Annotated in this window: 23 protein-coding genes and 1 tRNA gene; 10 read left to right on the top strand and 14 right to left on the bottom strand. The window is 65.3% G+C overall.

The window, feature by feature from the left end; genetic code table 11:
• Nucleotides 1–58 precede the first annotated feature (58 nt).
• From coaE to DA1_RS00140, 6 genes are all read right to left on the bottom strand, one after another.
• Complete coding sequence (gene coaE, locus DA1_RS00115; RefSeq protein ID WP_034396924.1) at nucleotides 59–703, bottom strand: dephospho-CoA kinase; 645 nt, start codon at nucleotides 701–703, stop codon at nucleotides 59–61.
• 14 nt (nucleotides 704–717) lie between these two features.
• A complete protein-coding gene (locus DA1_RS00120) occupies nucleotides 718–1,605 on the bottom strand; it encodes a prepilin peptidase (protein ID WP_034396923.1) in 888 nt (295 codons plus the stop codon).
• Complete coding sequence (locus DA1_RS00125) at nucleotides 1,605–2,822, bottom strand: type II secretion system F family protein (protein ID WP_034396921.1); 1,218 nt, start codon at nucleotides 2,820–2,822, stop codon at nucleotides 1,605–1,607. Before DA1_RS00125 ends, DA1_RS00120 begins: the two co-directional genes overlap by 1 nt.
• Nucleotides 2,823–2,860: 38 nt before the next feature.
• The gene (gene pilB, locus DA1_RS00130; protein ID WP_034396919.1) at nucleotides 2,861–4,603 is read right to left on the bottom strand and encodes a type IV-A pilus assembly ATPase PilB; all 1,743 of its coding nucleotides are present in this window, start codon (nucleotides 4,601–4,603) and stop codon (nucleotides 2,861–2,863) included.
• Nucleotides 4,604–4,733: 130 nt separating this feature from the next.
• Nucleotides 4,734–4,810, bottom strand: a tRNA-Pro gene (locus tag DA1_RS00135).
• A 33-nt stretch (nucleotides 4,811–4,843) separates the two neighbouring features.
• A complete protein-coding gene (locus DA1_RS00140) occupies nucleotides 4,844–5,773 on the bottom strand; it encodes a polyprenyl synthetase family protein (protein WP_034396917.1) in 930 nt (309 codons plus the stop codon).
• Between the two features lie 230 nt (nucleotides 5,774–6,003).
• On the opposite strand from DA1_RS00140, the gene rplU reads away from it, so the two are divergent.
• From rplU to proB, 4 genes are all read left to right on the top strand, one after another.
• Nucleotides 6,004–6,315 (top strand): 50S ribosomal protein L21, encoded by a 312-nt coding sequence (rplU, locus tag DA1_RS00145; RefSeq protein WP_012207284.1) that lies wholly within the window; start codon nucleotides 6,004–6,006, stop codon nucleotides 6,313–6,315.
• Nucleotides 6,316–6,330: 15 nt separating this feature from the next.
• On the top strand, nucleotides 6,331–6,588 hold the full coding sequence (gene rpmA, locus DA1_RS00150; RefSeq protein ID WP_012207283.1) for a 50S ribosomal protein L27: 258 nt from the start codon (nucleotides 6,331–6,333) through the stop codon (nucleotides 6,586–6,588).
• Nucleotides 6,589–6,737: 149 nt separating this feature from the next.
• Nucleotides 6,738–7,853, top strand: coding sequence for an Obg family GTPase CgtA (gene cgtA, locus DA1_RS00155; protein WP_034396915.1), 1,116 nt, complete (start codon nucleotides 6,738–6,740; stop codon nucleotides 7,851–7,853).
• An 83-nt stretch (nucleotides 7,854–7,936) separates the two neighbouring features.
• Nucleotides 7,937–9,085 carry a glutamate 5-kinase gene (gene proB / locus DA1_RS00160; RefSeq protein WP_012207281.1) on the top strand — a complete coding sequence of 383 codons (1,149 nt, stop codon included), beginning with the start codon at nucleotides 7,937–7,939 and terminating at the stop codon, nucleotides 9,083–9,085.
• A gap of 65 nt (nucleotides 9,086–9,150) precedes the next feature.
• On the opposite strand, the gene DA1_RS00165 is transcribed toward proB, so the two are convergent.
• The gene (locus DA1_RS00165) at nucleotides 9,151–9,840 is read right to left on the bottom strand and encodes an RNA pyrophosphohydrolase (RefSeq protein WP_034396913.1); all 690 of its coding nucleotides are present in this window, start codon (nucleotides 9,838–9,840) and stop codon (nucleotides 9,151–9,153) included.
• Between the two features lie 93 nt (nucleotides 9,841–9,933).
• On the opposite strand from DA1_RS00165, the gene DA1_RS00170 reads away from it, so the two are divergent.
• Nucleotides 9,934–11,679: a proline--tRNA ligase gene (locus DA1_RS00170; RefSeq protein ID WP_034396911.1), complete on the top strand. Its 1,746-nt coding sequence runs from the start codon at nucleotides 9,934–9,936 to the stop codon at nucleotides 11,677–11,679.
• The gene (locus DA1_RS00175) at nucleotides 11,676–12,329 is read left to right on the top strand and encodes a lytic transglycosylase domain-containing protein (protein WP_034396910.1); all 654 of its coding nucleotides are present in this window, start codon (nucleotides 11,676–11,678) and stop codon (nucleotides 12,327–12,329) included. The genes DA1_RS00170 and DA1_RS00175 overlap by 4 nt, the downstream gene beginning before the upstream one ends.
• A gap of 54 nt (nucleotides 12,330–12,383) precedes the next feature.
• On the opposite strand, the gene paeA is transcribed toward DA1_RS00175, so the two are convergent.
• From paeA to hemA, 5 genes are all read right to left on the bottom strand, one after another.
• Complete coding sequence (gene paeA, locus DA1_RS00180) at nucleotides 12,384–13,757, bottom strand: polyamine export protein PaeA (RefSeq protein WP_034396907.1); 1,374 nt, start codon at nucleotides 13,755–13,757, stop codon at nucleotides 12,384–12,386.
• Between the two features lie 187 nt (nucleotides 13,758–13,944).
• Nucleotides 13,945–14,268: a Grx4 family monothiol glutaredoxin gene (gene grxD, locus DA1_RS00185; RefSeq protein WP_012207276.1), complete on the bottom strand. Its 324-nt coding sequence runs from the start codon at nucleotides 14,266–14,268 to the stop codon at nucleotides 13,945–13,947.
• 116 nt (nucleotides 14,269–14,384) lie between these two features.
• Nucleotides 14,385–15,242 carry a peptide chain release factor N(5)-glutamine methyltransferase gene (prmC, locus tag DA1_RS00190; protein WP_034396906.1) on the bottom strand — a complete coding sequence of 286 codons (858 nt, stop codon included), beginning with the start codon at nucleotides 15,240–15,242 and terminating at the stop codon, nucleotides 14,385–14,387.
• Nucleotides 15,243–15,252: 10 nt separating this feature from the next.
• The gene (prfA, locus tag DA1_RS00195) at nucleotides 15,253–16,335 is read right to left on the bottom strand and encodes a peptide chain release factor 1 (protein ID WP_012207274.1); all 1,083 of its coding nucleotides are present in this window, start codon (nucleotides 16,333–16,335) and stop codon (nucleotides 15,253–15,255) included.
• Nucleotides 16,336–16,509: 174 nt separating this feature from the next.
• A complete protein-coding gene (gene hemA / locus DA1_RS00200) occupies nucleotides 16,510–17,835 on the bottom strand; it encodes a glutamyl-tRNA reductase (protein ID WP_012207273.1) in 1,326 nt (441 codons plus the stop codon).
• Nucleotides 17,836–17,907: 72 nt separating this feature from the next.
• Here hemA and DA1_RS00205 point away from each other — a divergent pair, with 72 nt between their 5' ends.
• Nucleotides 17,908–18,183, top strand: coding sequence for a hypothetical protein (locus tag DA1_RS00205; RefSeq protein WP_034396904.1), 276 nt, complete (start codon nucleotides 17,908–17,910; stop codon nucleotides 18,181–18,183).
• Between the two features lie 229 nt (nucleotides 18,184–18,412).
• A complete protein-coding gene (locus DA1_RS00210) occupies nucleotides 18,413–21,103 on the top strand; it encodes a DUF11 domain-containing protein (RefSeq protein ID WP_155294319.1) in 2,691 nt (896 codons plus the stop codon).
• A 69-nt stretch (nucleotides 21,104–21,172) separates the two neighbouring features.
• On the opposite strand, the gene DA1_RS00215 is transcribed toward DA1_RS00210, so the two are convergent.
• On the bottom strand, nucleotides 21,173–22,099 hold the full coding sequence (locus DA1_RS00215) for a LysR substrate-binding domain-containing protein (protein WP_034396901.1): 927 nt from the start codon (nucleotides 22,097–22,099) through the stop codon (nucleotides 21,173–21,175).
• Nucleotides 22,100–22,247: 148 nt separating this feature from the next.
• On the opposite strand from DA1_RS00215, the gene DA1_RS00220 reads away from it, so the two are divergent.
• Together DA1_RS00220 and DA1_RS00225 are read left to right on the top strand one after the other, a co-directional pair.
• Nucleotides 22,248–23,240 (top strand): tripartite tricarboxylate transporter substrate binding protein BugE, encoded by a 993-nt coding sequence (locus tag DA1_RS00220; RefSeq protein ID WP_012207270.1) that lies wholly within the window; start codon nucleotides 22,248–22,250, stop codon nucleotides 23,238–23,240.
• Nucleotides 23,240–24,145, top strand: a complete 906-nt coding sequence (locus tag DA1_RS00225) for an N-formylglutamate amidohydrolase (RefSeq protein WP_013800830.1) — start codon at nucleotides 23,240–23,242, stop codon at nucleotides 24,143–24,145. The genes DA1_RS00220 and DA1_RS00225 overlap by 1 nt, the downstream gene beginning before the upstream one ends.
• On the opposite strand, the gene DA1_RS00230 is transcribed toward DA1_RS00225, so the two are convergent.
• Nucleotides 24,142–26,568 (bottom strand): DUF3772 domain-containing protein, encoded by a 2,427-nt coding sequence (locus DA1_RS00230; RefSeq protein WP_034398934.1) that lies wholly within the window; start codon nucleotides 26,566–26,568, stop codon nucleotides 24,142–24,144. The two genes, DA1_RS00225 and DA1_RS00230, sit on opposite strands and share 4 nt — an antisense overlap.
• Nucleotides 26,569–26,654 lie beyond the last annotated feature (86 nt).

A 26,654-nucleotide genomic window follows, 5' to 3' on the forward strand; every position in this document is an offset into this window, starting at 1 on the left:
CAGCTGTCTACGTCGTGCACATGCTGAATTACACGCACAGGCCAAGCCATGGCGTGCATCATAGCCCGAACCATGCCGAGATTCGATCGCTGCATGCGTGCAAAGCCTCTATCGTCATGGCTTCGTCGTTGTAGATCACCCAGTCGGCTGCCGCCAGCCGTGCCGCGCGGGTGGCCTGGGCGGTGATGATGGCTTGCACGGCATCGCGGGGCAATCCGTTGCGGGCCATGACGCGTGCGATCTGCGTTTCCGTCCGGCAGTCCACGACCAGCACGGCATCGAGCAGGGCAGGCCAGCGGCCGGACTCCACAAGCAGCGGGATGTCATGCACGATGAGCGCGCATCCGGCATCGGTGGCCTGCTGGACTTCAAGGGCCGTTTGCCGAGCCACCAGAGGGTGGATGATGGCTTCCAGCTGCTGGCGTGCGGCAGGCTGCTGGAAGACCAGTTCTCGCATTCGCGCACGGTCCAGAGCACCGTTCGCATCGATCAGTTCAGGCCCGAAACGGCGCGCAATCTCGGGCAATGCGGCGCCTGCCGGGGCGGTGAGGCTGCGCGAGATCTGGTCGGCATCGATGATGCTTGCTCCGCGCAAGGCAAGCTGTGCGGCCACGGTGCTCTTGCCGCTGCCGATGCCGCCGGTCAGGCCCAGCCGGAAAGGGCGCGGGTGTGGACGTGGTGGCGGGGCGTTGCTGGATTCCATGCCGCAGTGTCGGATCAAAGACCGATGGCCGCCAACAGGGATTGCAGCATCTGCTGGGGTCCGAACACCATGGCGGCAAAGCCGGCGCCCGCAAGAAAGGGGCCGAAGGGAACATAGCCACCTTCGCGCAGTCGGCTGTTGATCTTCAGCGCAATGCCCACGATGGCGCCAATCACGGACGAGATCAGGATGATGGGCACAAGAGCCTGCCAGCCGAACCAGGCCCCCAGCGCGGCAAACAGCTTGAAGTCGCCGTAGCCCATACCTTCCTTGCCGGTGGCGAGCTTGAAGGCCCAGTAGACCAGCCACAGCGAAAGATAGCCCGCTGCGGCACCCCAGACCGCGTCGGCCAGAGGCACGGCGGTCCAGTGCAGTGCCGATGAAAGCAGCCCGGCCCACAGCAAGGGCAGGGTGATGTCGTCGGGGAGCAGTGTGGTATCCCAGTCGATCAATGCCAGGCTCAGCAAGGCGGCGCTGAACAGGCACCAGATGGCGCCCGTGGGCGTGATGCCCCATTGCATCGTGCAGTAGGCGAATAGCGCAGCGCAGGCCAGTTCCACCAGCGGATAGCGGATGCTGATCGATGCCTTGCATTCGGAGCACCGGCCCCGCAGCGCCAGATAGCTGAGCACGGGAATGTTCTCGTACCAGTGGATGGCATGGCCGCAATGCGGGCAGCGCGAGCGGGGGCGGCTCAGGCTCAGGGGAGCCTCGGCAGGGTCAGTCGCGGCAGCAGATGGAGGTGCGGCGCCGGATTGCTCCTGCGCCCATTGGGCGCATTCCGCATTCCATTGCTGCTCCATCATGCGGGGCAGCCTATGCACCACCACGTTGAGAAAGCTGCCAACCAACAGGCCCAGCAGGCCGCCCAATGCAGCCTGCATCCAGAGTTCCAAAACCATCAGACCACCTGACCCAGCTTGAAGATGGGCAGATACATCGAAACCACGATGCCGCCGATGAGGGTGCCCAGGAAAACAATGATGATGGGCTCCATCAGGCTGGACAGGCCAGCCACCATGTCATCGACCTCTTCCTCGTAGAAATCGGCCGCCTTGCCAAGCATGTGGTCGATGGAGCCGGATTCCTCGCCGATGGCGCACATCTGCAGCACCATGGAGGGAAAGACGTTGGCATTGGTCATGGCTACCGTGAGGCTGGTGCCGGTGGAGACTTCCTGCTGGATCTTCTCGGTGGCATTGGCGTAGACGGCATTCCCGGAGGCGCCGCCGACGGAATCCAGTGCCTCGACCAGCGGAACGCCTGCAGCAAACATGGTCGACAGCGTGCGCGTCCAGCGTGCAACGCAGGACTTTTCGATCAATGCGCCAAAGACCGGTATCTTCAGCATTGCACGATCCATGAACTGCTGCATGCGCTCGTTGCGCTTCCAAGCCTGCATGAAGAAGTAGAAGCCGCCTCCGATCACGCCGAAGATCACCCACCACCATTGGACAAAGATGTCGCTGATGCCCATGACGAACAGCGTCGGTGCCGGCAGATCCGCGCCGAAGGAGCTGAACACTTCCTTGAAGGCGGGAATCACGAAGATCATGATGATGGTCACGACGATGAAGGCCACGACGATCACCGAGATCGGATACATCAAGGCGGACTTGATCTTGGACTTGATGGCCTCGGTTTTTTCCATATAGGTGGCCAGCCGATCGAGCAGGGCCTCCAGGATACCGGCCGCTTCCCCGGCCTCCACCAGATTGCAGTAGAGGCTATCGAAGTACATGGGGTGCTTGCGATAGGCCGCATTCAGCGAGGTGCCCGTCTCCACGTCGGAGCGGATATCGGCCAGCAGGCGCGTGACACTGGGGTTGGTGTTGCCGCGCCCGACGATGTCGAAGGCCTGCAGCAGCGGGACACCAGCCTTCATCATCGTGGCCATCTGGCGCGTGAACAGCGCGATGTCCTTGGGTTTGATCCTCTTGCCGCCGCGCGTACGGCGCTTCTTGATCTTGCTGGGAAGCACGCCCTGGCGGCGCAGCATGGCCTGGACCTGGTTGATGCCTCCGGCCCGGGTTTCGCCTCGAATGATCTTGCCGTTGCGATCCTTGCCTTCCCACTCGAAGACAAATTCCTTGATTCCCTTGGACGCGGCTGTGGCCATCGTGCTCCCTCTTTTGTTGTCTGCGCTGTCCGCGCTATTTACTCATTGGTAACTGCCAGCACTTCTTCGAGCGAGGTCAGTCCTAGTCTGGCCTTGTGCAGTCCGGATCCGCGCAGAGACCGAACGCCTTCCCGCTTGGCCTGTGCCGCGATCTCCAGCGCGCTGCCGTCCTGCAGGATGATGCGCTGGATTTCTTCGCTGATCGGCATCACCTGGTAGATGCCGACACGTCCCTTGTAGCCGTTGTTGCATGCCTGGCAGCCCACGGGCTTGTAGGTGACCCAGCTGCCATCGATGTCCGCCTCGTCATAGCCCGCCTCCAGCAGCGCCTCCCGCGGGATATCCGCAGGCTCCTTGCACTGGGGGCACAGGCGCCTGGCCAGCCGCTGGGCGGTGATCAGGATCACGCTCGATGCGATGTTGAAGGGGGCAATGCCCATGTTGCGCATGCGCGTCAACGTGGTCGGTGCGTCGTTGGTGTGCAGCGTGGACAGCACCAAGTGACCGGTCTGCGCGGCCTTGATCGAGATGTCGGCGGTTTCCAGGTCACGGATTTCACCGACCATGATGATGTCGGGATCCTGGCGCAGAAAGGCCTTGAGCGCCGTCGCAAAGGTAAGGCCCGCCTTTTCGTTCACATTGACCTGGTTGACACCGGGCAGGTTGATTTCCGAGGGGTCTTCTGCCGTCGCGATGTTCACCCCGGCCTTGTTCAGCATGTTCAGGCAGGTGTACAGCGACACCGTCTTGCCCGAGCCCGTGGGGCCTGTCACCAGAATCATTCCGTAGGGGCGCCCGATTGCTTCGATCAGACGTGCCTTTTCCTCGGGTTCGTAGCCCAGGGCATCAATGCCCATCTTGGCCGAGCTCGGGTCAAGGATACGGATCACGATCTTCTCGCCGAAGAGCGTGGGCAGGGTGCTCACGCGAAAATCGATGACGCGGTCCGGACCCACCTTGAGCTTCATGCGCCCGTCTTGCGGAACCCGCTTTTCCGAGATGTCCATGCGCGAGATCACCTTGATGCGCGAGGCCAGCTTCTCCTTGATCGCAATGGGGGGCGATGCAATCTCGCGCAACTCGCCGTCAATCCGGAAGCGCACGCGGTACTGATGTTCGTAGGGCTCGAAATGCAGGTCCGACGCGCGCATGTTGAAGGCGTCGAGCAGCATTTTGTGCAGGAACTTGACGATGGGCGCGTCCTCGACGTCCGTTGCCGCCGTGTTGTCCTTCTCCTCGGCAACCTCGTCGGGCTTGAGGTCGCCGAACTCGAAATCGCCGCCCCCGCTGTAGCTCTCCATGGTTTCGCTGGCGCTTTTGCTCTGCTGAGCTATCAGGCGTTCCAGCTTGTCGGCCTCGACGATGATCCAATCCACGCCTAGCTGGGTGGTGAACTTGATCTGCTCTGCAGCTTCCTGCTGTGTCGGGTCGGCCGTGGCCACCGTGATGCGGTTGCCTCGCTTGCTCAAGGGGAGGACGCGATAGGAGCTGATGATCTTGGCGTCCAGCAACTCATGCGGCAGGCGCGCGGCGTTGATGGCATCAAGATCGAGCAGCGGCGCGCTGAACATGGTGGAGACCGTCTCGGCCACTTCCAGGGCTGAGAGGATGCCCGCGTTGCTCAACTCGGCAATGAACGAGGTGCGGTTGGCGCCGGCCTTGCTGGCGGCGGCTTCCGCTGCCTGCTGCGATACCTTGCCTGCTGATATCAGGGCTCGCCCGATGCCGGGAAGCGATGCAACAGCGGAAGCATTCTTGAGCGAGGAGTCAGCAACAGCCATGTAGCAAGACGTTTGAGAGGAAAGGACATTTATCCTATCATCCCTGAGGGCTTGAAAGGCCAGACGCACTGTTGCGCACCCAGGTCTTGAACCTGGCTCAATGGTGGCGTGGTGATGAAGTGACCAGAAATGGTCGGGGTGAGAGGATTCGAACCTCCGGCCTCTACGTCCCGAACGTAGCGCTCTACCAGGCTAAGCTACACCCCGTTGCTTTTTTAGACAAAGCAATGCAGCCTGAAATCAGGTGCGTCGCTCCAAAAGCTGAGAGGCTAATTGTAGCAAACTTGCCGTATGCAAATTGCTCGGGAGCACATTTATTGCGTCAATGGCGCGGCGTGCCTCGGCATGGGCGGCTTCGCGTGCCACATCCAGCGCGCCTGTGCTGCGCACGATATCCACAACGGCAGACAACTGCTCGGTTGAGCCCTGCTCGATGGCGTTGCGCACGATGGCAGCCTGCTCCGGAGTGCCGCGCTGCATGGCGGCAATCAGCGGCAGGGTGCACTTGCCTTCGCGCAGGTCGTCGCCCAGGTTCTTGCCCATTTCCTGGGTGTCGCCTGTGTAGTCGAGCACGTCGTCAATGATCTGGAAGGCGGTGCCCAGGGCCTGGCCATAGATGGCGCAGGCCTGTTCGATCTCGCGGGGTGCGTCGGCCAGCACGGCGCCCAGCTGGGCGCTGGCCTCGAACAACTGGGCGGTCTTGGAGCGGATGACGTGCAGGTAGCCGGCTTCATCCAGCGAGGCATCGTGCGTGTTGATTAACTGCTGCACCTCGCCCTCGGCGATCACGTTGGTGGCGTCCGAGAGGATCTTGAGCACACGCATGCTGCCCACTTCCACCATCATCTGGAAGGAGCGCGAGTGCAGGAAGTCCCCGACCAGCACGCTGGCCGGATTGCCGAAGGTCTCGTTGGCCGTCGGGCGGCCACGGCGCAGGGTGGACTCGTCCACCACGTCGTCGTGCAGCAGAGTGGCGGTATGAATCAGCTCGACCACGGCCGCCAGGACATGCCTGTCCCTGCCTTCGTAGCCCAGCGCATTGCAGACCATGAGCAGCAGGGCCGGGCGAAGGCGCTTGCCGCCTGCAGCAATGATGTACTGGGAGATCTGGGCAATCAGCGGGACGGTGGTCGTCAGGCGCTGGGCGATCACATGATCCACCTCGCGCATGTCGTCAGTGATCAGGGCAAGCGGATTGGGGGTGGAGAGAGCTGTGGTCAAGGTACTGTGGCCGCCAAGTGGATCGGCAATTATAGGAAGAGCGATCCCGCCTGCGGCCCGCTCTGGCGGTTGTTTGGGCGCGGGGTGGGAGCGCTTCATGCAAAGAATGTGAGCGCGTGCTAGAATCCTCGGCTTCCGTGGAAATTCGTTCGCGGAACTCTCAAATTCAAGAGGTTTAAATGTACGCAGTCATAAAAACCGGCGGCAAGCAGTATCGCGTTGCAGCCGGCGAAAAGATCAAGGTAGAACAGATTGCTGCGGACGTAGGCCAAGAAGTTGTGATCGATCAGGTTCTGGCAGTCGGCAACGGCGCTGAAATCAAGGTCGGCACACCTCTGGTGTCCGGTGCGTCTGTCAAGGCAACCGTGGTTGCTCACGGCAAGCACGACAAAGTGCACATCTTCAAGATGCGCCGTCGTAAGCATTATCAGAAGCGCCAAGGCCATCGCCAGCAGTTCACAGAGCTGCAGATCGTGGCGATCGCTGCTTAATTCAGGAGCTGAGTCATGGCACAGAAAAAAGGCGGCGGCTCTACGCGAAACGGGCGCGATTCCAAGCCCAAAATGCTCGGCGTGAAGGCTTTCGGTGGTGAACTGATCACGGCCGGCTCGATCATCGTGCGCCAACGTGGCACCAAGTTCCATCCCGGCGACAACGTCGGCGTGGGCAAGGACCACACCCTGTACGCTCTGGTGGACGGCCACGTGTCGTTTGCTGTCAAGGGTGCACTGTCCAAGCACACGGTCAATGTGACGGCTGCCTAAGCCCTGTCACTTCGACGCTCGAAGCCCCGACCTGTCGGGGCTTTGTCGTTTCAGGAGGGTTGTGCATCGTGCCTTCGCCCTCTTTTCCGTCTCTGAGGTGTGGCCTGGGGCTGTCTGGTGCACACTGCTTTTTGTAAACTGGATGCCTCATGAAGTTCGTCGACGAAGCTTATATCGACATTTCCGCCGGTGACGGCGGCAATGGCTGCGTGTCATTCCGGCACGAAAAATACAAGGAATTTGGCGGTCCCGATGGTGGAGACGGTGGCCGTGGCGGCCATGTCTACGCGGTGGCCGATGTCAACCTCAACACTCTGGTGGACTACCGCTTCTCGCGCCGGCACGATGCCACGCGCGGTGAGCACGGCAAGGGCTCGGACATGTTTGGTGCGGCGGGCAACGACATCACGCTGCGCATGCCGGTTGGCACCATCATCAGTGATGCCGAAACCGGCGAGGTGCTCTACGAGCTGCTGACGGCCGGTGAGGTGGTCACCATTGCCAAGGGTGGCGACGGCGGCTACGGCAACCTGCGCTTCAAGAGCGCCATCAACCGCGCGCCTCGGCAAAAGACACCGGGCTGGCCTGGCGAGCGCAAGAATCTCAAGCTGGAGCTCAAGGTACTGGCCGACGTGGGTCTGCTGGGCATGCCCAATGCGGGCAAGTCCACCTTCATTGCCGCGGTCTCCAATGCGCGTCCCAAGATTGCCGACTACCCATTCACCACGCTGCATCCCAATTTGGGCGTGGTGCGCGTCGCTGCCGAGCAGAGCTTTGTGGTGGCCGACATCCCAGGCCTGATCGAAGGCGCCTCGGAAGGTGCGGGCCTGGGTCACCAGTTCCTGCGCCATCTGCAGCGCACCCGATTGCTGCTGCATGTGGTGGACCTGGCGCCGTTCGATGACAGCGTGGATCCTGTGGCCCAGGCCAAGGCCATCGTGAGCGAGCTGCAGAAGTACGATGCCGAGCTGTACAACAAGCCCCGCTGGCTGGTGCTCAACAAGCTGGACATGGTGCCGGCCGAGGAGCGCGCCGCACGCGTCAAGGACTTCGTCAAGCGCTTCAAGTGGAAGGGGCCGGTCTTCGAGATTTCCGCCCTGACGCGCGAAGGCTGTGAAGTGCTGATCCGCACCATCTACAAACATGTGCATGAGCAGCAGCAGATCGAGGCCGGTCCCAAGGAAATCGATCCGCGCTTCGTCGAAGTCGAGGGTGATGGCGTGGATCTCACCGATCCGCGTTTTGCCCCCCGCGATTCCGAGTAAGAGCCGCCTGCCGCTCCCATCGCCTTGAACACAACAGCGGCGCGGCCTGCCTGGGCCTGCGCTGCAAGAATCACTATCCATCCATGTCTTCCAACTTGTTGCGTGATGCCCATCGCATCGTGGTCAAGGTCGGCTCCAGCCTGGTGACCAATGAAGGTCGCGGTCTTGATGAAGCCGCCATCCAGGAGTGGAGCCGCCAGTTGGCGGCCCTGGTGCGCGGGGATGAGAGCCATGGCGGTCAGCGGCGCGAGGTGATCATGGTCTCCAGCGGCGCGGTGGCTGAAGGCATGAAGCGCCTTGGCTGGGCCGCGCGACCCAAGGAGATCCATGAGCTGCAGGCCGCTGCAGCCGTGGGCCAGATGGGGCTGATACAGATGTACGAGTCCAAGCTGCGCGAGCAGGGCATGGGCAGTGCCCAGGTGCTGCTCACGCATGCCGACCTGGCGGACCGCGAGCGCTATCTGAATGCGCGCAACACCTTGCTGACGCTGCTGGAGCTGGGCATCGTGCCGGTGATCAACGAGAACGACACCGTGGTCAACGATGAGATCAAGTTCGGCGACAACGACACCCTGGGCGCTCTGGTTGCCAATCTGATCGAAGCCGATGCCCTGGTCATCCTGACCGATCAGCGAGGCCTTTACAGCGCCGATCCGCGCAGCAATCCCGATGCACGTTTCATCGACGTGGCAAATGCCGGCGATCCTGCACTGGAGGAGATGGCGGGCGGCGCGGGCTCGTCCATCGGCAAGGGTGGGATGATCACCAAGATCCTCGCGGCCAAGCGTGCGGCGGGGTCGGGTGCTTCAACCGTCATCGCCTGGGGCCGTGAACAGGACGTGCTGGTGCGTCTGGCTGCGGGCGAGTCCATTGGCACGCTGCTCGTGGCGCAGACCCACAAGAACCAGGCGCGCAAGCAGTGGATTGCCGACCATCTGCAGCTGCGCGGCTCCGTGTCCGTGGATGCCGGCGCCGTGGCCAAGCTGCGCGACGAAGGCAAGAGCCTGCTGCCCATCGGCATGGTGAATGTGGATGGCGAATTCGCCCGCGGCGATGTGATTGCCGTGCGCGATGCGCTGGGCATCGAGGTGGCGCGTGGTCTGGCCAACTATGCCAGTGCCGAGGCGCGCCTGCTTTGTCGTAAGAGCTCGGTGGAGATCGAGCGCCTGCTGGGCTACTCCGCAGGCCCGGAGATGGTGCACCGCGACAACATGGTGATTGCCGGGCACTGATGCCTGCGCAATCGGGGCAAAGAAAAAGCGCACCCTCGGGTGCGCTTTTGCATGGAGCCTTTGGCTCAGGCCTTGCCTGGATCGGGGTGCAAGACCTGCTGCTGCCCTGACTGTGGATCAGGGTCGAAGCAGGCACCAGGCGGCAACTCCATGCCGGGATTGACGCGAAAGCTGCCTGAGCGTGCCGGATGCAAGCCTGGGGCGCCATAGTTTTCGGGGCCTGTTTCATGGGCTTCCCTGGGGCGCATGCCGCTGCGAAGATAGCGGTTGCGCTGTTGCTCGCCCCGTGGCAGAAAGCGTGCCAGCTCGGTCAGGGCCATCTCGTAGACGCCGCGTTTGAACTCCACCACCACATCCAGTGGCACCCAGTAGTCATTCCAGCGCCAGGCGTCGAATTCGGGGTGGTCGGTGGCACGCAGGTTCAAATCCCAGTCGTGACCCATGAGCTGCAGCAAATACCAGATCTGCTTCTGGCCTTTGTAGTGTCCGCGCGCATCGCGGCGGATGTACCGGTCTGGCACCTCGTAGCGCAACCAGTCCCGGGTGCGGGCGACCACGCGAACGTGGTTGGGCATCAACCCCACTTCCTCATGCAGTTCCCGGAACATGGCCTGTTCGGGTGTCTCCCCCCGGTCAATGCCGCCCTGTGGAAACTGCCAGCTGTGGGTGCGGATGCGCTTGCCCCAGAACACCTGGTTCTTTTGGTTGAGCAGGATGATGCCGACGTTCGGGCGAAATCCGTCCCGGTCAAGCATAATCGAACCCCAATTTTCTGAATTGTGTCCATTATGCACGGTGCCTTGCCAGCGGCAAGCACGCTGCCCCGATTCCCGCGAAGCCCCTGATCCATGAAAGCCTCCCAATTTTTCATCTCCACCCTCAAGGAAGCTCCGGCCGATGCCGAAGTGGTCAGCCACAAGCTCATGACGCGGGCCGGCCTGATCAAGAAGCTGGGCGCAGGCATCTATAACTACATGCCCATGGGGCTGCGCGTGATCCGCAAGGTCGAGGCCATCGTGCGCGAGGAAATGAACCGTGCCGGTGCCGTGGAAGTGACCATGCCCGTGGTCCAGCCTGCCGAGATGTGGGAGGAGACCGGCCGCTTCGAGAAGATGGGCCCCGAGCTGCTGCGCATCAAGGACCGCCATGGCCGTGACTTCGTGATCCAGCCCACCAGCGAAGAGGTGGTGACGGACATTGCGCGCCAGGAGCTCAAGAGCTACAAGCAGCTGCCCAAGAATTTCTACCAGATCCAGACCAAGTTCCGCGATGAGCGCCGCCCGCGCTTTGGCCTGATGCGCGGCCGCGAGTTCATCATGAAGGACGCCTATTCCTTCGACAAGGACCGCGACACCGCCCAGATCAGCTACCAGACCATGCGCGCGGCCTACAAGCGCATCTTCGACCGCTTCGGCCTGCAGTACCGTGCCGTGCGTGCCGACAGCGGTGCCATCGGCGGTGATCTGAGCGAGGAATTCCAGGTGATCGCCTCCACGGGCGAAGACGCCATCGTCTACTGCCCCAGCAGCGACTACGCCGCCAATATCGAGAAGGCCGAGGCCCTGGCGCCTGCAGGCCCCCGTCCCGCTGCAGCCCAGGCCATGGCCCGTGTGGCAACGCCGGGCAACAGCACCTGCGAATCCGTGGCCGCCCAGCTGGGCCTGCCGCTGTCGCAGACGGTGAAGTCCCTGGTGCTGGCCACCGACAAGCTCGACGACAAGGGCGATGTGGCGGGAAGCCAGGTCTGGTTGCTGCTGCTGCGTGGCGACCATGAGATGAACGAGATCAAGGTGGCCAAGGTGCCTGGCCTGGACGTGGGCTTCCGCTTTGCCACGGTGGCCGAGATCGAGGAGCACTTCGGTTGCCAGCCCGGGTACCTGGGCCCCATCGGCCTGAAGCAGCCCGTGAAGCTGGTCGTGGACCGCGAGGTCGCCGTGATGGCCGACTGGGTCTGCGGCGCGAACGAGGCCGACTTCCACATCACCGGCGTGAACTTCGGCCGTGACCTGCCTGAGCCTGATGTCGTGGCCGACCTGCGCAATGTGGTGGCCGGCGACAAGTCCCCCGATGGCGCGGGCGAGCTGGCCATCGAGCGCGGCATTGAAGTGGGCCATGTGTTCTACCTGGGCACCAAGTACTCCCAGGCCATGAACGCCACCTTCCTGGCGGAGAACGGCAAGCCCTCGCTGTTTGAAATGGGTTGCTACGGCATTGGCGTGACGCGCCTGCCCGCTGCCGCCATTGAGCAGAACCATGATGAGCGCGGCATTATCTGGCCCGACGCGATTGCGCCCTTCACCGTGGTGGTCTGCCCCATCGGCATGGACCGCAGCGAGCCCGTGAAGGAAGCCGCCGAGAAGCTGCATGCCGAGCTGCTGGCACTGGGCGTGGACGTGATTCTGGATGACCGCGGCGAACGCCCGGGCGCCATGTTTGCCGACTGGGAACTGATTGGCGTGCCGCACCGCGTGGTGCTGTCCGACCGCGGCCTCAAGGAAGGCCAGGTCGAGTACCAGCATCGCCGCGACACGGAAGCGACCAAGCTGGCCGCTGCCGATGTGCTGGGCCATCTCAAGCAGAGGCTGGGTCTGTGAGCCAGGCCCCCGTGATAGCGCGCCGCGATTGCCTGCGCCTGGCGGCTTCGCTAGGTGCTGCGCCGTTGCTGGGCGCGGTGGCCGCGCCCGCCTGGGCTGGCGGGCAGCTGGAAGAGCCGCTGGCCGATTCGGTGCGCACCGCGCTGAGTTCGGCCGTCACGGGATCGGCGCCGCCCGAGCTGCGCTTTGCCTCCACCGAGGCCCGCATGGACTACCTGCGCTGGCTCACGGCCAGCAGCGAGCGCCTGCGCTCGCGCAAGCCCGAACTTGCAACACGGCTGGAGTTCCTGCAGACCGTTTGGTACGAGGCCAAGCGCGCCGGCCTGGAAGTCTCGCTGGTGATGGGACTGGTGCAGGTGGAGAGCGCGTTCCGCAAGTTCGCCATATCCAGCGTGGGCGCGCGCGGCTATATGCAGATCATGCCGTTCTGGATGCGGCTGATCGGCGATGGCGACATCGGCAAGCTGTTCCATATGCAGACCAATCTGCGCTTTGGCTGCGTCATCCTGCGCCACTATCTGGACCGTGAAAACGGCGATGCCTACATGGCGCTGGGCCGCTACAACGGCAGCCGCGGCCAGCCCCAGTATCCGAATGCGGTGTTTGCTGCGCAGCGCCGCTGGGAGATCGAGCCCTCGCGCTCGGCATGAGGGGGCGCAGACTGGCGCCTGGCGGCAGTCCTGCAGGCCTGCCTTGCTGCGTTTTCAGGACGACGTGTCCGGCGACATGCTGGACACCTTGGCCACGGCGGCGGCCGTGTCGCCTGCGTTGGGCGGGGCGGCCGGGCTGCTGCCGGACATGCGTGTGACCAGCACCTGGTCGATACGGTAGCTGTCCACGTCCATGACCTCGAAGCGGTAGCCGCCCCATTGCACGGTGTCCGTGCGCCTGGGAATGCGCCTAAGCATGACCATGAGGAAGCCCCCCAGGGTTTCGTAGTCCTCGGAATGCGGCAACTCGTCGAGCTCCAGGGCCTGCATCACATCCTCGACCGGCGTGACGCCATCGATCAGCCAGGAGTTCTCGTCGCGGCGCAGGATCTGTTCCTCGTCGCCGGGGCTGACGAGGCCGCCCATCACCGTGCTCATCACGTCATTGAGCGTGACCACGCCGACCACCAGGCTGTATTCGTTGACGATGACGGCAAAGTCCTCATGCACCTGGCGGAACTGCTCCAGCACCTCGGCCAGCGTCAGGCGGTCCGGCACGACCAGCACCTTGTGGACCAGCGAATCGTCCATGAGCGACAGGGACTGGTTGTTCAGCGCGCGCTGGAACAGGTCCTTGGCATCGACATAGCCGACGATGTGGTCGATGTCGCCGTCGCAGACGGGGTAGGTGGAAAAAGGCTCCTCGGCAATGCGGACCCGGATCAGTTCATCGGGGTCGTCGCGGTGGAAGTAGGCGATGCGGTCGCGCTGCGTCATGGCCGAGCCGATGGTGCGCGAGTCCAGTTCGAACAGGTTGGCGATCACCTGCTGCTCCTTCGCGGCCAGCACGCCTGCGCGTGCGCCGGCTTCGGTCATGGCCAGGATGTCTTCGTGCGTGATGCGGTCATCGCGCACCGTGGGCAGGCCGAACAGCTTGGCAACGGCGTCGGCCAGGTGGTTGAAGCACCAGACCAGGGGCTTGAGCACGGCCATGCACCAGAGCATGGGGCGCAGCACGCGGATGGCCAGGGCCTCGGGCTCGGCCATGCTCAGGCGCTTGGGCAGCAGGTCGGCGAACAGAATGAACAGGGAGGTGACGCTGGCGAACGAGAGCAGGAAGCCCACGGTCTGCGCACGGCTGTCAGGCAGCCAGAGCATCAGCAGCTCGGCCAGATAGGGGGTCAATGCCCCTTCGCCCACCACGCCGCCCAGGATGGCGACGGCATTGAGCCCAATCTGCGTGACCGTGAAATATTCGCCCGGCTGGGCCTGCATCTTCATGACCAGTTCGGCGCGGGGTTCGCCGTCCTCCATCATCTGCCGCAGTCGCAGGCGCCGCGAGGCGGCCAGCGAGATCTCGGCCACGGAGAAGAAGGCACTGGTCAATATCAGCGCGACGATCAACAGCAGACTTTGGGACAGACTCATAGGCAGGGCGGAGAAGCGGGCGCAGGCGCGCTTTTCCGGATGTGAAAGATGTGACCATTCGACCACACATCGCATGCCCCTGGCCCTGAGGCATGCCCGGGGAGTCCGCCGGCAGCGCGGCACAGGCGAAAAAAAGCCACCCGAAGGTGGCTCGATGCTGCGCCGAAGGCGCGTGGTGCGATAAGGCTCAGGCCTTGGGTGCCAGCAGCTGCTGCAGCTCGCCCGACTCGTACATCTCCATCATGATGTCCGAGCCGCCGATGAACTCGCCCTGCACGTAGAGCTGGGGGATCGTGGGCCAGTTGCTGTAGTCCTTGATGCCCTGGCGGATTTCCTGGTCTTCCAGCACGTTGACGGTGGAGATGTCCTTGGTTTCCACGCCGCAGGCCTTGAGGATCTGGATGGCGCGGCCAGAGAAACCGCACATGGGAAAGCTGGCGCTGCCCTTCATGAACAGCAGGATGTTGTTGCTCTTGACCAGTTGGTCGATGCGTTGCTGGGTGTCGCTCATCTTTGTGGTGCTCCGGGGTCGTGGTGGGCGCCGCAGGCGCGGCGGCATGGATGGGATTATTTCACTCTCGGCGCGGACTTTGAAAGCATGCGGGATTGCTGCGCTCAGGTCAGAGCTCAGGCCTGCCCTTGCCATTGCCCGCCCGTGCAGCGGGCAATGCCGCCCAGGTCGTGGCGATGCTGCACGTCGCCAAAGCCAGCATGGCACAGCAGGGCGGCCACGGCATCGGCCTGGTCCCAGCCATGCTCCATCAGCAGCCAGCCGCCGCTGGCCAGCAGCGCGGGCGCCTGGGCGATGATGGCGCGGATATCGGCCAGGCCATCGGCACCGCTGGCCAGCGCCGACAGCGGCTCATGCGCCAAGGCCAACAGGTGCGGATCGTCATCACGGATGTAGGGCGGGTTGCTGACGATGAGGTCGAACGGTGCCTGCCCTGCCAGCGGCTGGAGCCAGCTGCCATGCGCGAACTGCACGCCCAGTTGCAGGCGCGTGGCATTGGCGCTGGCCACGGCCAGTGCGTCGGCGCTGGCATCCACGGCCCAGACCGTGGCGCCGGGGCGCTGGCTTTGCAGGGCCAGGGCTATGGCGCCGCTGCCGGTGCCCAGGTCCACCACGCGGCAAGCGGGGCCTGCCTGGGTCTGGATGGGCATGAGCTCCAGCGCCCAGTCCACCAGGGTCTCGGTATCGGGGCGTGGGTCGAGCACACGCGCGTCCACGGCCAGATCGAGCCCGTAGAACTCCTTGTGGCCGAGCAGGTAGGCAACGGGTTCCGCGCCAAGGCGGCGTGCGCACAGCGCGGCATAGGCCTCGGCCTGGGGGGCGGTCAGCATGTCCTCGTCATGGGTCAGCAGCCAGGCGCGGCCGCCAGACTGGCGCCTGAGCACGTGCAGCAGCAGCATTTGCGCATCGATGCGCGCAAGCCCCAGGGCCTGGGCCTGCTGCAGCGCTTCTTTGACGATGGGTGGATTGGCCATGGCCCGGGCCTCAGTTGTTGACCTGCAGCTCGGCCAGCAGTTCGGCCTCGCGTGCGGCCTGCAACGCGTCGAGCACATCGCCCAGGTCGCCTTCCATCACGGCCAGCAGTTTGTAGATGGTGAGGTTGATGCGGTGGTCCGTGAGCCGGCCCTGCGGGAAGTTGTAGGTGCGGATGCGGTCGCTGCGGTCGCCGCTGCCGATCAGGCCCTTGCGCAGTGCGGCCTCCTTGGCTTCGCGCTCGCTGCGTTCCTTCTCCTGCAGGCGCGCCTGCAGCACCTGCAGGGCCTTGGCCTTGTTGCTGTGCTGGCTGCGGCCGTCCTGGCACTCGGCGACGATGCCCGTGGGCAGGTGGACCACACGCACGGCCGAGTCGGTCTTGTTGATGTGCTGGCCGCCGGCGCCGCTGGCGCGGAAGGTGTCGATGCGCAGGTCGGCCGGGTTGAGCGTGATGGCCTGGGTTTCGTCCGGCTCGGGCATGACGGCCACGGTGCAGGCGCTGGTGTGGATGCGGCCCTGGGTCTCGGTGGCCGGCACGCGCTGCACGCGGTGGCCGCCGGATTCGAAGCGCAGGCGACCGTAGACATCCGTGCCTTCCACGCGCAGCACCACTTCCTTGTAGCCGCCCAGCTCGCTCTCGTTGGCGCTCATGATCTCGACCTTCCAGCCCACCGCGTCGCAGTGGCGCGTGTACATGCGGGCCAGGTCGCCTGCGAACAGGGCCGATTCGTCGCCGCCCGTGCCTGCGCGGATTTCGAGGTAGGCGTTGCGCGCGTCATCGGGGTCCTTGGGCAGCAGCAGGCGCTGCAGCTCGTCCTCAAGCTGGACCAGCTCGGCCTCGGCGCTGGCGATTTCCTCCTGCGCCATGTCGGCCATGTCGGGGTCGGAGAGCATGTCCTGCGCGGCGGCCAGATCGGCCTCGCGCTGGCGGTGGCGCGCATAGCGGCCTGCAATGGCGGTGACGTCCGCGTGCTCGCGCGAGATGGCGCGGTACTGCTTCATGTCGCCCATGATGTCTTCGCGCGAAAGCAGGAAGTTGAGTTCTTCAAGGCGCTGGGCGTAGCGCTCCAGTTGTTGGCGCAGAAAGTCTTGCATGGTGTGGGGCGGTGGTGCGAAGGGCTGCTCGGGGCAGCACTGCGGCGGGAAACGTGGGGGCCTGGAAGGGCAGATGGGCCGTAAAAACCGGGAGGGGCGGGGAGGGGCCGCAAGTGCGGCCGGGGCGCCACAGGCCCGCTGGCGCGCGGCCCTGCGCAGGGGCGGCGAGCGCCGCTAGAGCGCCTTGTCGGGGGCCGTGCCGCGCGGGCCACTTTGGGCCGAGCGCAGGAACAGGCGCGAGACCGTGTCCATGGTCTGGCTGCGCTGGTCGGCATCGCCCTTGTGCAGTTCGGCCAGGGTGCCGTGCAGCATTTTCTGCGTGAGGCCGCGCGACAGGGCCTCCAGCACGGTGTCGATGTCTTCGCCCTTGGCCAGCAGCTTCTTGGCGCGCGCAATCTCCAGCGCACGCCATTCATCGGTCTGGGTGTTGAGCTGGCGGATCAGCGGCACAACGCCGGCCTGCGGGCGGCGCTGGTCCAGCCAGTGCATGAAGCTTTGCACGCCGTGGTCGATGATGACTTCGGCCTGCTCGACCGCTGCCTGGCGCTGGGCCTGGCCCGTGCGCACCACGGTGGCCAGGTCGTCCACGGTGTAGAGGTAGACGTCGCGCAGGTCCTTGACCTCGGATTCGATATCGCGCGGCACGGCCAGATCGACCATGAACATGGGGCGGTGCTTGCGCTTCTTGAGCGCGCTTTCCACGGCGCCCAGGCCGATGATGGGCAGGCTGGACGCCGTGCAGCTGATCACGGCATCGTATTCATGCAGATGGTCGGGCAGGTCGGCCAGCCGCATGGTGCCGGCGCCGAACTGGGCAGCCAGCTTCTCGCCGCGCTCCAGCGTGCGGTTGGCGATCATGATCTGCTTGGGGTGGCGGGCCGCGAAATGGGTGGAGACCAGCTCGATCATCTCGCCCGCGCCCACGAACAGCACGCGGATCTGGGACAGGTCTTCGAACAGCTGGCCGGCCAGCCGCACGGCGGCAGCGGCCATGCTGATGCTGTGGGCGCCGATCTCGGTGGAGCTGCGCACTTCCTTGGCCACCGCGAAGCTGCGCTGGAACAGCTGGTTCAGCGTGCTGCCCAGGGCGCCTGCGTTCTCTGCGGCGCGCACGGCATTCTTCATCTGGCCCAGGATCTGGGCCTCGCCCAGCACCATGGAATCGAGTCCGCTGGCCACGCGGAAGGCATGACGCGCCACATGGCCGTCTTCCAGCAGATAGGAGTGCGAGCGCAGCAATTCGGACGAAATACCGCCGCTGTTGGCCAGCCAGTGCAGGGTATGGTCCATGGCCGGCATTTCGGCCGCGCAGTAGATCTCGGTACGGTTGCAGGTGGAGAGAATGGCGGTCTCGACGGCGCTGTGCTGGCGGCCGGGGCCGGTCAGCGATTCGCGCAGACCCTGCAGCGTGGGCACGATCTGGTCAAGCGCGAACGCGAAACGTCCCCGCATATCAAGCGGAGCCGTGTGGTGGTTGATGCCGAGTGCCCAGACTGCCATAACCCGGGATTATAAAATTTCGCGCAGTTTCAGGCATCCCTGATCACAACACCCTGGAATCGGAGCCCGCACATGGGATGGATTGCGAGTACGAATCATTGGCTGAACTTCCTGGCGCCTGCACTTTTCCTGTCGCCGGCCCTGATGTTGTGCGCGCTTTTGATCTATGGGAAATCGCAGCAATCCCTGGCCTGGTGGTTGCAGGTTGCTATCAATTTCATTGTTGGCGCGCTGGTGCTGCTGGCGGGCCTGTGGTGGTTCGGGCGCGATGCAAAGATGGCCACCTACGCCGCGCTGGTCGTGGTGATGGCGCTTTGCCAGTGGGTGTTTTCACGAGGCTGGCGCTGATCAGCGAGACCAAACCCCGACACAGAAGATTGATCCAGATCAACGGATCCGTGGGGCGGCCGGCCATGCGCCCGCAGCCACTTTGCCGGGTCCATGGCGCAGCACTGCAGGCCCGGAGCATTCCTAGAGTTATTTTCAGAGCAGTCTGATAGATTTTCTTGCGCCGCTCATTGATTATCGAAAGCCTTTTTCTATCGATGAGTGGCGCTAGGCGCACAGTAGCGCACGCTTGCTGCACATCAGCAGCTCTTCTATCTGCCATCCCCGCATCGTCTCTCCCGAATTCGGTAGTGCCAGGCTGTACTGGGTGGATGGGCAAATGCCGCACTGCGGGGCGCAGCCTCTCATCGATGGATTCCTTTTGGATCTGAATCGACTCATGGGAGGGTCAATGCCTCAACGGTATTTTTGTGGGAATGCGGCTTCGCGCCGCTGTGTGCTATCGCTCGCAATGGTCTTGTCCGGCGTGGCGTCACCGGGCTGGGCGCAAGTGCAGCGCAGCTTCATCAATGAAGGCTTTGAATTGCCGGTACTGAGTTCGGCCACGGACGGAGCCGAGTGCTTCGTGGAAACCTCCAGCGACGAGGTGCCGGGCTGGGAGACGACGCATCCTGATATGAATGGCCGCGGAAACTGCGCCAGCCCCAGTCACAAGAGCGGCCGCTTGATCGAACTGCGCAAGGGCGCCAGCTCGGGCGGGGGCGTCGTAGCGCGCGAAGGGATTGGGTTTGCCGAGCTGAATGCGAGCTTGCCATCACGGATCTATCAGAACATCTGCCTGCAAAAAGGTGAAACCATCCGCTGGCAATTCAGCCACCGCGGTCGCTTGGGCACCGATGTGGCACAACTCAACATTACCAGTGGCAATTCGTCGACAGAGCCGGTGGTAGATATCACTTCCGGAACGGACGGCACGTTTGAGGTACCCACCCAGCACCAGAACAACCTGGTGCTTTTCCATCATGATGTGTCTGCGCAGCCCCACATGGCAGGCGCCAACCCCACTGGCTGGGTGGACTACGCCGGCAGTTTCGCCTATGGAGGGGAGACGGGCGCGGCAAGCCTGGGATTTGAATCCATCAGCGCTGCCGGTGGAGACAAGGCCTACGGCAACTTCCTCGACGGTGTGCAGATTGGCATCACGCCCTTCGTCGACTTCGTCAGCGCCGCCACGGCGGCACGCGAATCGGAGGGCAACAACCTGCCCCGGCTGCGCATCAACGGCAACGTGACCACGGCCTTCGACGTCGTCGTGCGCATTGTGGGCGGAACGGCCATCGGCCCCGGTGGCGCCACCGGAGCGGCGGTGGACTATTCCACGCCGAGTGGAACGGATACGCTGACCATCCGCATACCGGCGGGCCTGTACGACGGCGCCGGCGCCGGATCGCTGATCGCGCTGCCGGTGAGCATCATCAAGGATTCGGTCGCGGAGCCCGGCAAGACCATCCGCTTCGCGATCCAGGAAGCTCCCGGCCCGCTTCCCAGCTACCTGCGTGCGTCGAATGCGGCCTGCGGCGATGCACCGGTGGTGGAGTCCGAGTACACCATCATTGACGGGGGGCTGGATCTTGCCAGAGCCGTTGGCGAGCCTGTGCCGGTTGCCGGATCGCTGTCCCAGTACGACGTTGCCTACACGGTCAGGGCCAGCAATGCAACGGGTGCCGAACTGGCCTATGACCTGAGCGATGCCCTGGCCACGGATCCCGGCATCGGCTCCGTCAGCGTGCAGTCCTTGTCCTGTTCCAGCTCGGGTTCGGTTTCCAGTTGTGGCGACAATCTGCCTGGCAAGCTGCCGGCAGGCGCGGGCCCATGGAAGCTGAACCAGACGCGGCGCTCACTGGAGAGCGGGGCTGTGGATACCTACACCCTGGTCGTGCGCTTCAGCGTCCTGCCGGCCGCCGGCGTGCGGGCCTGCGCGGGTGCGGGAACCGGCTTGTTCGGGCTGGCAACGGCCACCGTTCTCAATGGCACGCCAGCCAGCGTGCAGTCCGAGGCCTGCGTCGATACGCCGCCAACTGCGCGCGTCATGCTGACGCAGCAGGTGGCAAGCCGGGTCGCATCCACGGACCAGTTCCAGGTGAAGATAACCTCGGGCGGCGCCACAGCCGGCATGGCTACCACGGCGGGTGCTGCTACCAGCGCATCCACCGCGCAAATCGTGGTGCCTGCGGGCGCGGCGCTGCAGTTCACCGAGGTGCTCAAGGCCAATGGCTCCGGGCCTGATCTGGTGCCAGATGGCTACGTAGCTGAGTTGAGCTGCACCAACGGCTCGGCAGGCTCCACCACGGCGCTGCCGAGCGGGGCCGGCACGGCGACGGCCTCCGCGCTGCAATGGCCCGCCATCACGCCTGCCGCAGGCGATTTGCTGGACTGCACCGTGGTGAGCACGGCCAGGCCGCCCAAGCTGGTGGTGGGGCTGGAGGCCAGCGCCAAGCACTCCGAACCCGGCAAGACGGTCAACTACGTCATCACCGTGGGCAATGCCGGGCCGGTGGCGACAACGGCTCCCATCCAGGTGAGGGATGTGGTCTCTGCAGGGCTGACTCTCGGCAGCTTGCCTGCCGGTTGCACGGCGAGCGGGCAGACGGTGAGCTGCGAGATCGCTGCGGGCCTGCCTGGGCGGGCGCCAGGTGCAGTCACTGCGGTTGGCCGGGCGGCAGAGATCAGGTTCACCATTCCCGTGACCGTGACACCTGGCGCGACTTCGGGCGGCAATACGGTTCAGGTGTGGGGCGGCGGAGATCCCGCGTGTACCGAGGCATCGCCTTGCTCAGCGAGCGCGAGCTTCTCGCTGCCCGCGCCCGGCGCGAGGCCGGTGCCGGTGGACTCGCGCAGCATGCTGGGTCTGCTGGGCATGGCGCTGGCAGCCTTTGCCGCGCTGCAACTGCGCGGCAGGTCTGCCCGACGGCCTGGGTAAGCCAGCTCTCTGGACTGAGCCTGCCAGCCCCGGGGCCCGCCGAATGTGTGGCGGGCCCCGGGGCCTTTTTCATGGCGAGGGGGTCACCGTTTGCGCAGGCACGGCACCCGGTGCGGCCTGCTCCAGCAGCCATGCGCGGAACTGCACAAACGCTTCGGAAGGCATCCGCGCAGCCGGCCGGCACAGAAAGTAGCCGCGTTCGATGTGGACGGGTGCAGGCAAGGCAAGGGCCACGCGGCCGGCGGCCAGGTCTTCCTCCACCAGGCAGCGCTGCACCAGGGCCACGCCCATGCCGGCGGCCACGGCCTGGACCAGCAGGGCCACCAGTTCGAAGTCCGCCGCTGGTGCGGGGCACGGCCCGGGCAGGCCGAGGTGGCTCATCCAGCGCGCCCAGTTGCCCGGATAGTTGGTGTGAAACAGCAAGGGGCGCGCGAGCACATCTGCTGCGCTGCGAATGGCTTGCGGGCCCTGCAATTCCCGCGGATGGCAGATGGGCACCAGATCGCGGCCCACCACATAGTCGGCCACCACATGGGCGGGCCAGGGCTCGCTGCCCACGCGCAGCCAGCCGTCGATCTCGGCGGCGGACAGCGGGTCATCGCGCCGGTAGGGGGCGAACGAAAGGACGATGCCCGGATGCAGGGCATTGAATCGCGGCAGGCGTGGAATCAGCCAGTGGCTGAACAGCGTGGGAACGACCGACAACCGCAGTTGCGGGCCGAAGTGGCGCCTGCGTGCGGCGGCCGAGGCCGATTCGATGGCGTGTACGGAGGGCTCCACGGCTTGCAGGTATTCACGGCCAGCCTCGGTCAGCACGCTGCGCCGGCCCTGGCGCTCGAAGAGGGCAAAGCCCAGGTGCTCTTCCAGCCGGGCGATGGCGCGGCTAATGCCGCCCTGGGTGACATACAGCTCCTGGGCTGCCAGCGAGTAGCTGCCCAGGCGCGCCGCCGCCGCAAAGGCGTGCAGCTCGGAAAGCGAGGGAGAGTGCATGCGCATGACGGACGCAATTATGACGGTTTGTCATAGTTGCTTGCCGTCTTGTCTCTTTTCGCGCGTGCGGCGGCTGTCCAGAATCGGCGCCTGTTCCGCGAAGCCCTGCCCTGCAGCAGGCCGCTCTTTCATCCATCACGAGAGGAAACACACCATGGCAATGCGCCGCACCCTGTTGTCCAGCCTGGCCGCCTGCGCCGCCACTGCTCTTTTGGCTCCCGTCGCCTGGGCCCAGGGCCCGGCTGCCGACTATCCCAGCCGGCCGATCCGCCTGGTCGTGCCGTTTGGCGCGGGCGGCTCCACCGATATGGTGGCGCGTCTGCTGGCCGAGAAGATGAGCGTGATCCTGGGCAAGTCCGTGGTGGTGGACAACCGGGGCGGGGCGGGCGGCTCCATTGGCGCCTCCGAAATTGCGCGTGCTGCGGCCGATGGCTACACCATCGGCATGGCTACGGTGAGCACGCATGGCTCCAACCCGGCCATCTTCCGCAAGCTGCCCTACGACCCGATCAAGGACTTCGCGCCCATCACCAATGTGATGTCCGTGCCCAGCGTGTTCGTGATCAACGCCAGCGTGCCCGCCAAGACCATGAAGGAGTTCATCGCCCTGGCCAAGGCCAACCCGGGCAAGTACAGCTTTGCCTCGCCGGGCACAGGTTCCCTGGGCCACGCCAACATCGAGAATTTCATGAACCTGGCCGGTATCGACCTGCTGCACATCCCCTACAAGGGTGCGGGCCAGGCCATCACCGACGCGCTGGGCGGCCAGGTCAATGCCATGACGGACAACCTGCCCTCCACGCTGCCCCACATCAAGGACGGCAAGCTGCGCCCGCTGGCCGTGCTGGCCTTCAAGCGCGCCGACGTGCTGCCCGACGTGCCCACCTACACCGAGCTGGGCTTCCCGCAGATGGGCGACGGCGGCTGGTTCGGCTTGGTCGCACCTGCCGGCACGCCGCGCCCCATCATCGACAAGCTCAATGCGGCTGCGCACAAGGCCATGGCCATGCCTGACTACCTGGAAAAGCAAAAATCCATCTCGGGCGAGTCCATGGGCAACACGCCCGAGGAATTTGCCAAGCAGATCAAGGCCGCCATCGAGCGCTACACGGCCGTGGCCAAGCGCGCCAACATCAAGCTCGACTGATGGACCGCATGGCACAGACCGATTTTCTGCGCCCCCGGCCGGACACCCCGGTCGTGGTGCATCCCGCCACCGGCGAAGTGCTGCCCATCGTCTGCGACTCGCCGCACAGCGGCACGTCCTATCCCGAGGATTTCGGCCATGCCGTGCCCATGTCCCTGCTGCGCCGTGGCGAGGACACGCATGTGGCCGCGCTCTGGGACCAGTGGCCCGCGCATGGCGCAACGCTGATCGAGGCCACCTTTCCGCGCACCTACATCGACCCCAACCGCAGCGAGGCCGACCTGGACCCCGCCCAGATCGATGGCCAGTGGCCCGTGCCCCTGGCGCCCAGCGTCAAGACCCGCCAGGGCCTGGGCCTGATCTGGCAGCGCATCAGCCGCGACGGCGTGGCCACGCCGCTGTATGAACGCCCGCGCACGGTGGCCGAGGTGGAGCACCGCATCGCGCGCTACTGGCGTCCCTACCATGCGGCGCTGGCGCAGGCCATCGATGACAGCGTGCAGCGCTTTGGCGGCGTCTGGCACCTGAACCTGCACTCCATGCCCAACGATGTCTACAAGCGCCTGGGCCGTACCGACGCGCCGCCGCTGGCCGACTTCGTGCTGGGCGACCGCGACGGCACGACCTGCGCGCCCGAGTTCATCCAGCTGGTGGGCGAGACGCTGGCGGGCTTTGGCTACAGCGTGGCCTACAACGAGCCCTACAAGGGCGTGGAGCTGATCGGCCGTATAGGCCAGCCCCACCTGGGCCGGCACAGCCTGCAGATCGAGATCCGCCGGCCGGTCTATATGGACGAGGACACGCGCGAGCCCAACGCGGGCTTCGAGCCGCTGCGCGGCCATCTGCGTGAGCTGATGGCCGTGGTCGCGGCGCATGTGCGCGCTGAAATGGCCGGGCGAGGCTAGGCCGGGCTGGCGGGGTCGCCGGGCATGGGCGGCGTGCCTGGCGAGCCCGGCATGCCTGCCACCACCGGCGCCGCCACCGAGGTGGTGGCCGGTGGCGACAGGTACAGGCCCGCGCCCTTGAGCGAGGCCAGGATGCTGAACAGCACATCGCTGCGCACCCCGCCCGCATTGCGCGGGTTGCCCACGTAGCCGATGGCCAGGAAGGTCAGCGTGCCGTTGGCAATGCCTTCGAGCTGCACCAGAGGTTCGGGCGTGTCCAGGATGCCTTCATGCGTGCGAAAGGCTTCCAATATCAGGGTGCGCATGCGTTCGGCATCGGTGTCCAGCGGTGCGGGCAGGCGCAGCAGCACGCGCCCGGGCGCGCCAGCCAGCGTCATGTTGCGCACGGTCTTGGTGATGAATTCCGAGTTGGGCACTATGACGGTGGAGCGGTCGCCCAGCTGGATCTCAGTGGCGCGCACGTTGACGCGGCGCACATCGCCCTCGGTATCGCCCAGCACCACCCAGTCGCCCACTTTCACGGGCCGCTCGGCCAGCAGGATCAGGCCCGAGATGAAGTTCTGCACGATGGCCTGCAGGCCAAAGCCAATGCCCACCGACAGCGCGCTGGCCACCCAGGCAATGCGCTCCACGCTGATGCCCAGCCCCGCCAGCGCCACGGCCACCACGAAGATGCCGCCCACATAGCCCAGCAGCGTGGTGATGGAGCTGCGCATGCCCGGCTCCAGCGAGGTGTTGGGGAAGTAGCGGTCCGTCAGCCAGCGCTTGATCACGCGGATCACGATCAGGCCCGTGACAATCACGGCGAATGCGGTGAACAGGGCCTGCGGCGCCATGGTGAAGTCGCCCACCTTGAGGCTGTGGTTCACCGTGCTGCCGCGGCGAAACACCTCGTCCGGCCCCGTGCCCAGCGGGGCCAGCAGGGCGATCACCATGTAGAACAACAGGGCCACGCGCAGCAGGCCCGAGACCAGGACCGAGGCCTGGTCCAGCAGCCGGCCCTCGATGCCCAGGCTCTGGTTCAGCCGGGTGCCGAAGCTGCCCTTGGACGACAGCAGGGCCTCGCACAGATCGTCGCCCAGCTGGAACAGCAGGTAGGTGGTGGCAAAGACCACGCCGGTCCACACCATCTGGCGCGCCAGCGTTCCGGCCAGCGCCACGTAGCCGGTCACGGCCAGCGCAATGGTGGCAATGCTGGCCACCGCCGCACAGGCCACGAGCAGGCCCACCCACAAGGGCCGGGGCGGCACGGGCTCTGCCTGGGCGCCGTCTTCCTGCGTGACCGGCGCCGGCGCGCGCAGATGCCGCAGGGCCAGCATGACCACGGCCGAAATCAGCAGGGCCGACAGGGCGTGCACCGTGACCTCGGCGGCCAGGCTGGCGCCGATGATGGCGTTGACCTCGGTCACCAGGCCGTTGAGCGCGGCTCCGGCGGCAATCCACCAGGGATAGGGGCTGAGCCGCTCGGCCAGCTCGTCCGACACGCCGGGCAGGCGCCAGGAACTGCGCCTGCGCGACAGCAGGGTCTGGCCCAGCGACACCACGAATGCACCGAACAGCGTGACCTGCACACTGGCCTTGGCCAGCGCGTCCAGCGATTCGCTGAAGCCATCGCCGGCCTTGAGCACGCTCCAGGCCAGTTGCGCTGCCAGGCCGATCAGCAGCGTGTTGATCAGCACGGTGGCCGCCGCGCGCAACGAGCGGCGCAGGCGGCCGCTGGGCAGGCGCGCGGGCGCGGCGCGCACCAGCAGACGCTCGGCCAGCCAGGGGCCGAGCAGGGCGATCAGCAAGGCGGCGGCCAGGCTGGCGATGAAGCCGCCCCGGCGATCGGACGCCATGGTGGAGGCGACGGCCTGGCGCAGCTCGCGCCCCAGGCCCTGCAGGCGCGCCGCGTCCAAAGGCGCGGCAGCGCGCAGGTTGCGCCAGAAGGGCCGGCCCAGCGGCGAGTCGGTGCGGGCCGTCAGCGCGGCCTGGAATTGTTCGCGGCGCTGGCGTATCAGCTCGTTGCCGCGCTGGTCGGCATCGACCGACACCAGCCGCGCGAGTTTGAGTTCGGAATCCACGGCGCTGCGCTGCCTGGCCAGGCTGGCGCGCTGCTCGGCCACATCGGGCGCATCGGCAGGGGCGCCTTTTTCGGGCGCGGGGCCCAGGCCGGCCAGGCGCGAATCGATGTCGGCCAGTTCCTCGGTGCGGCGGGCCGCCACCTGGTCGGCCGCAGTGCCTATGGCCGCAGCCTCGTCCAGCAGCTTGCGGCCGTCATCGTCCTCGGCCAGCTTGCGGGGAATGGCGTCCAGCTGCTTGCGCAGATCGTCCACGCTGGGCAGGGCGGGCCGGCCGTCGGGCGCCGCCGTGGCCTCCGCTGCCGTGCGGTCCTGCGCATGGGCCGGAGCGGGCGCAGTGAGGACCAGCATGGCCAGGACCATCAGGCCGGTGGCCAGGCATTGGCGCAAGGCCTGCGCCCACGTAGGGCGCAGCGGGAGAGGGCACGGGCGGGGCGGTGTCATGGACG

This window comes from Delftia acidovorans NBRC 14950, from assembly GCF_001598795.1.
Taxonomy (GTDB): domain Bacteria; phylum Pseudomonadota; class Gammaproteobacteria; order Burkholderiales; family Burkholderiaceae_C; genus Comamonas; species Comamonas acidovorans.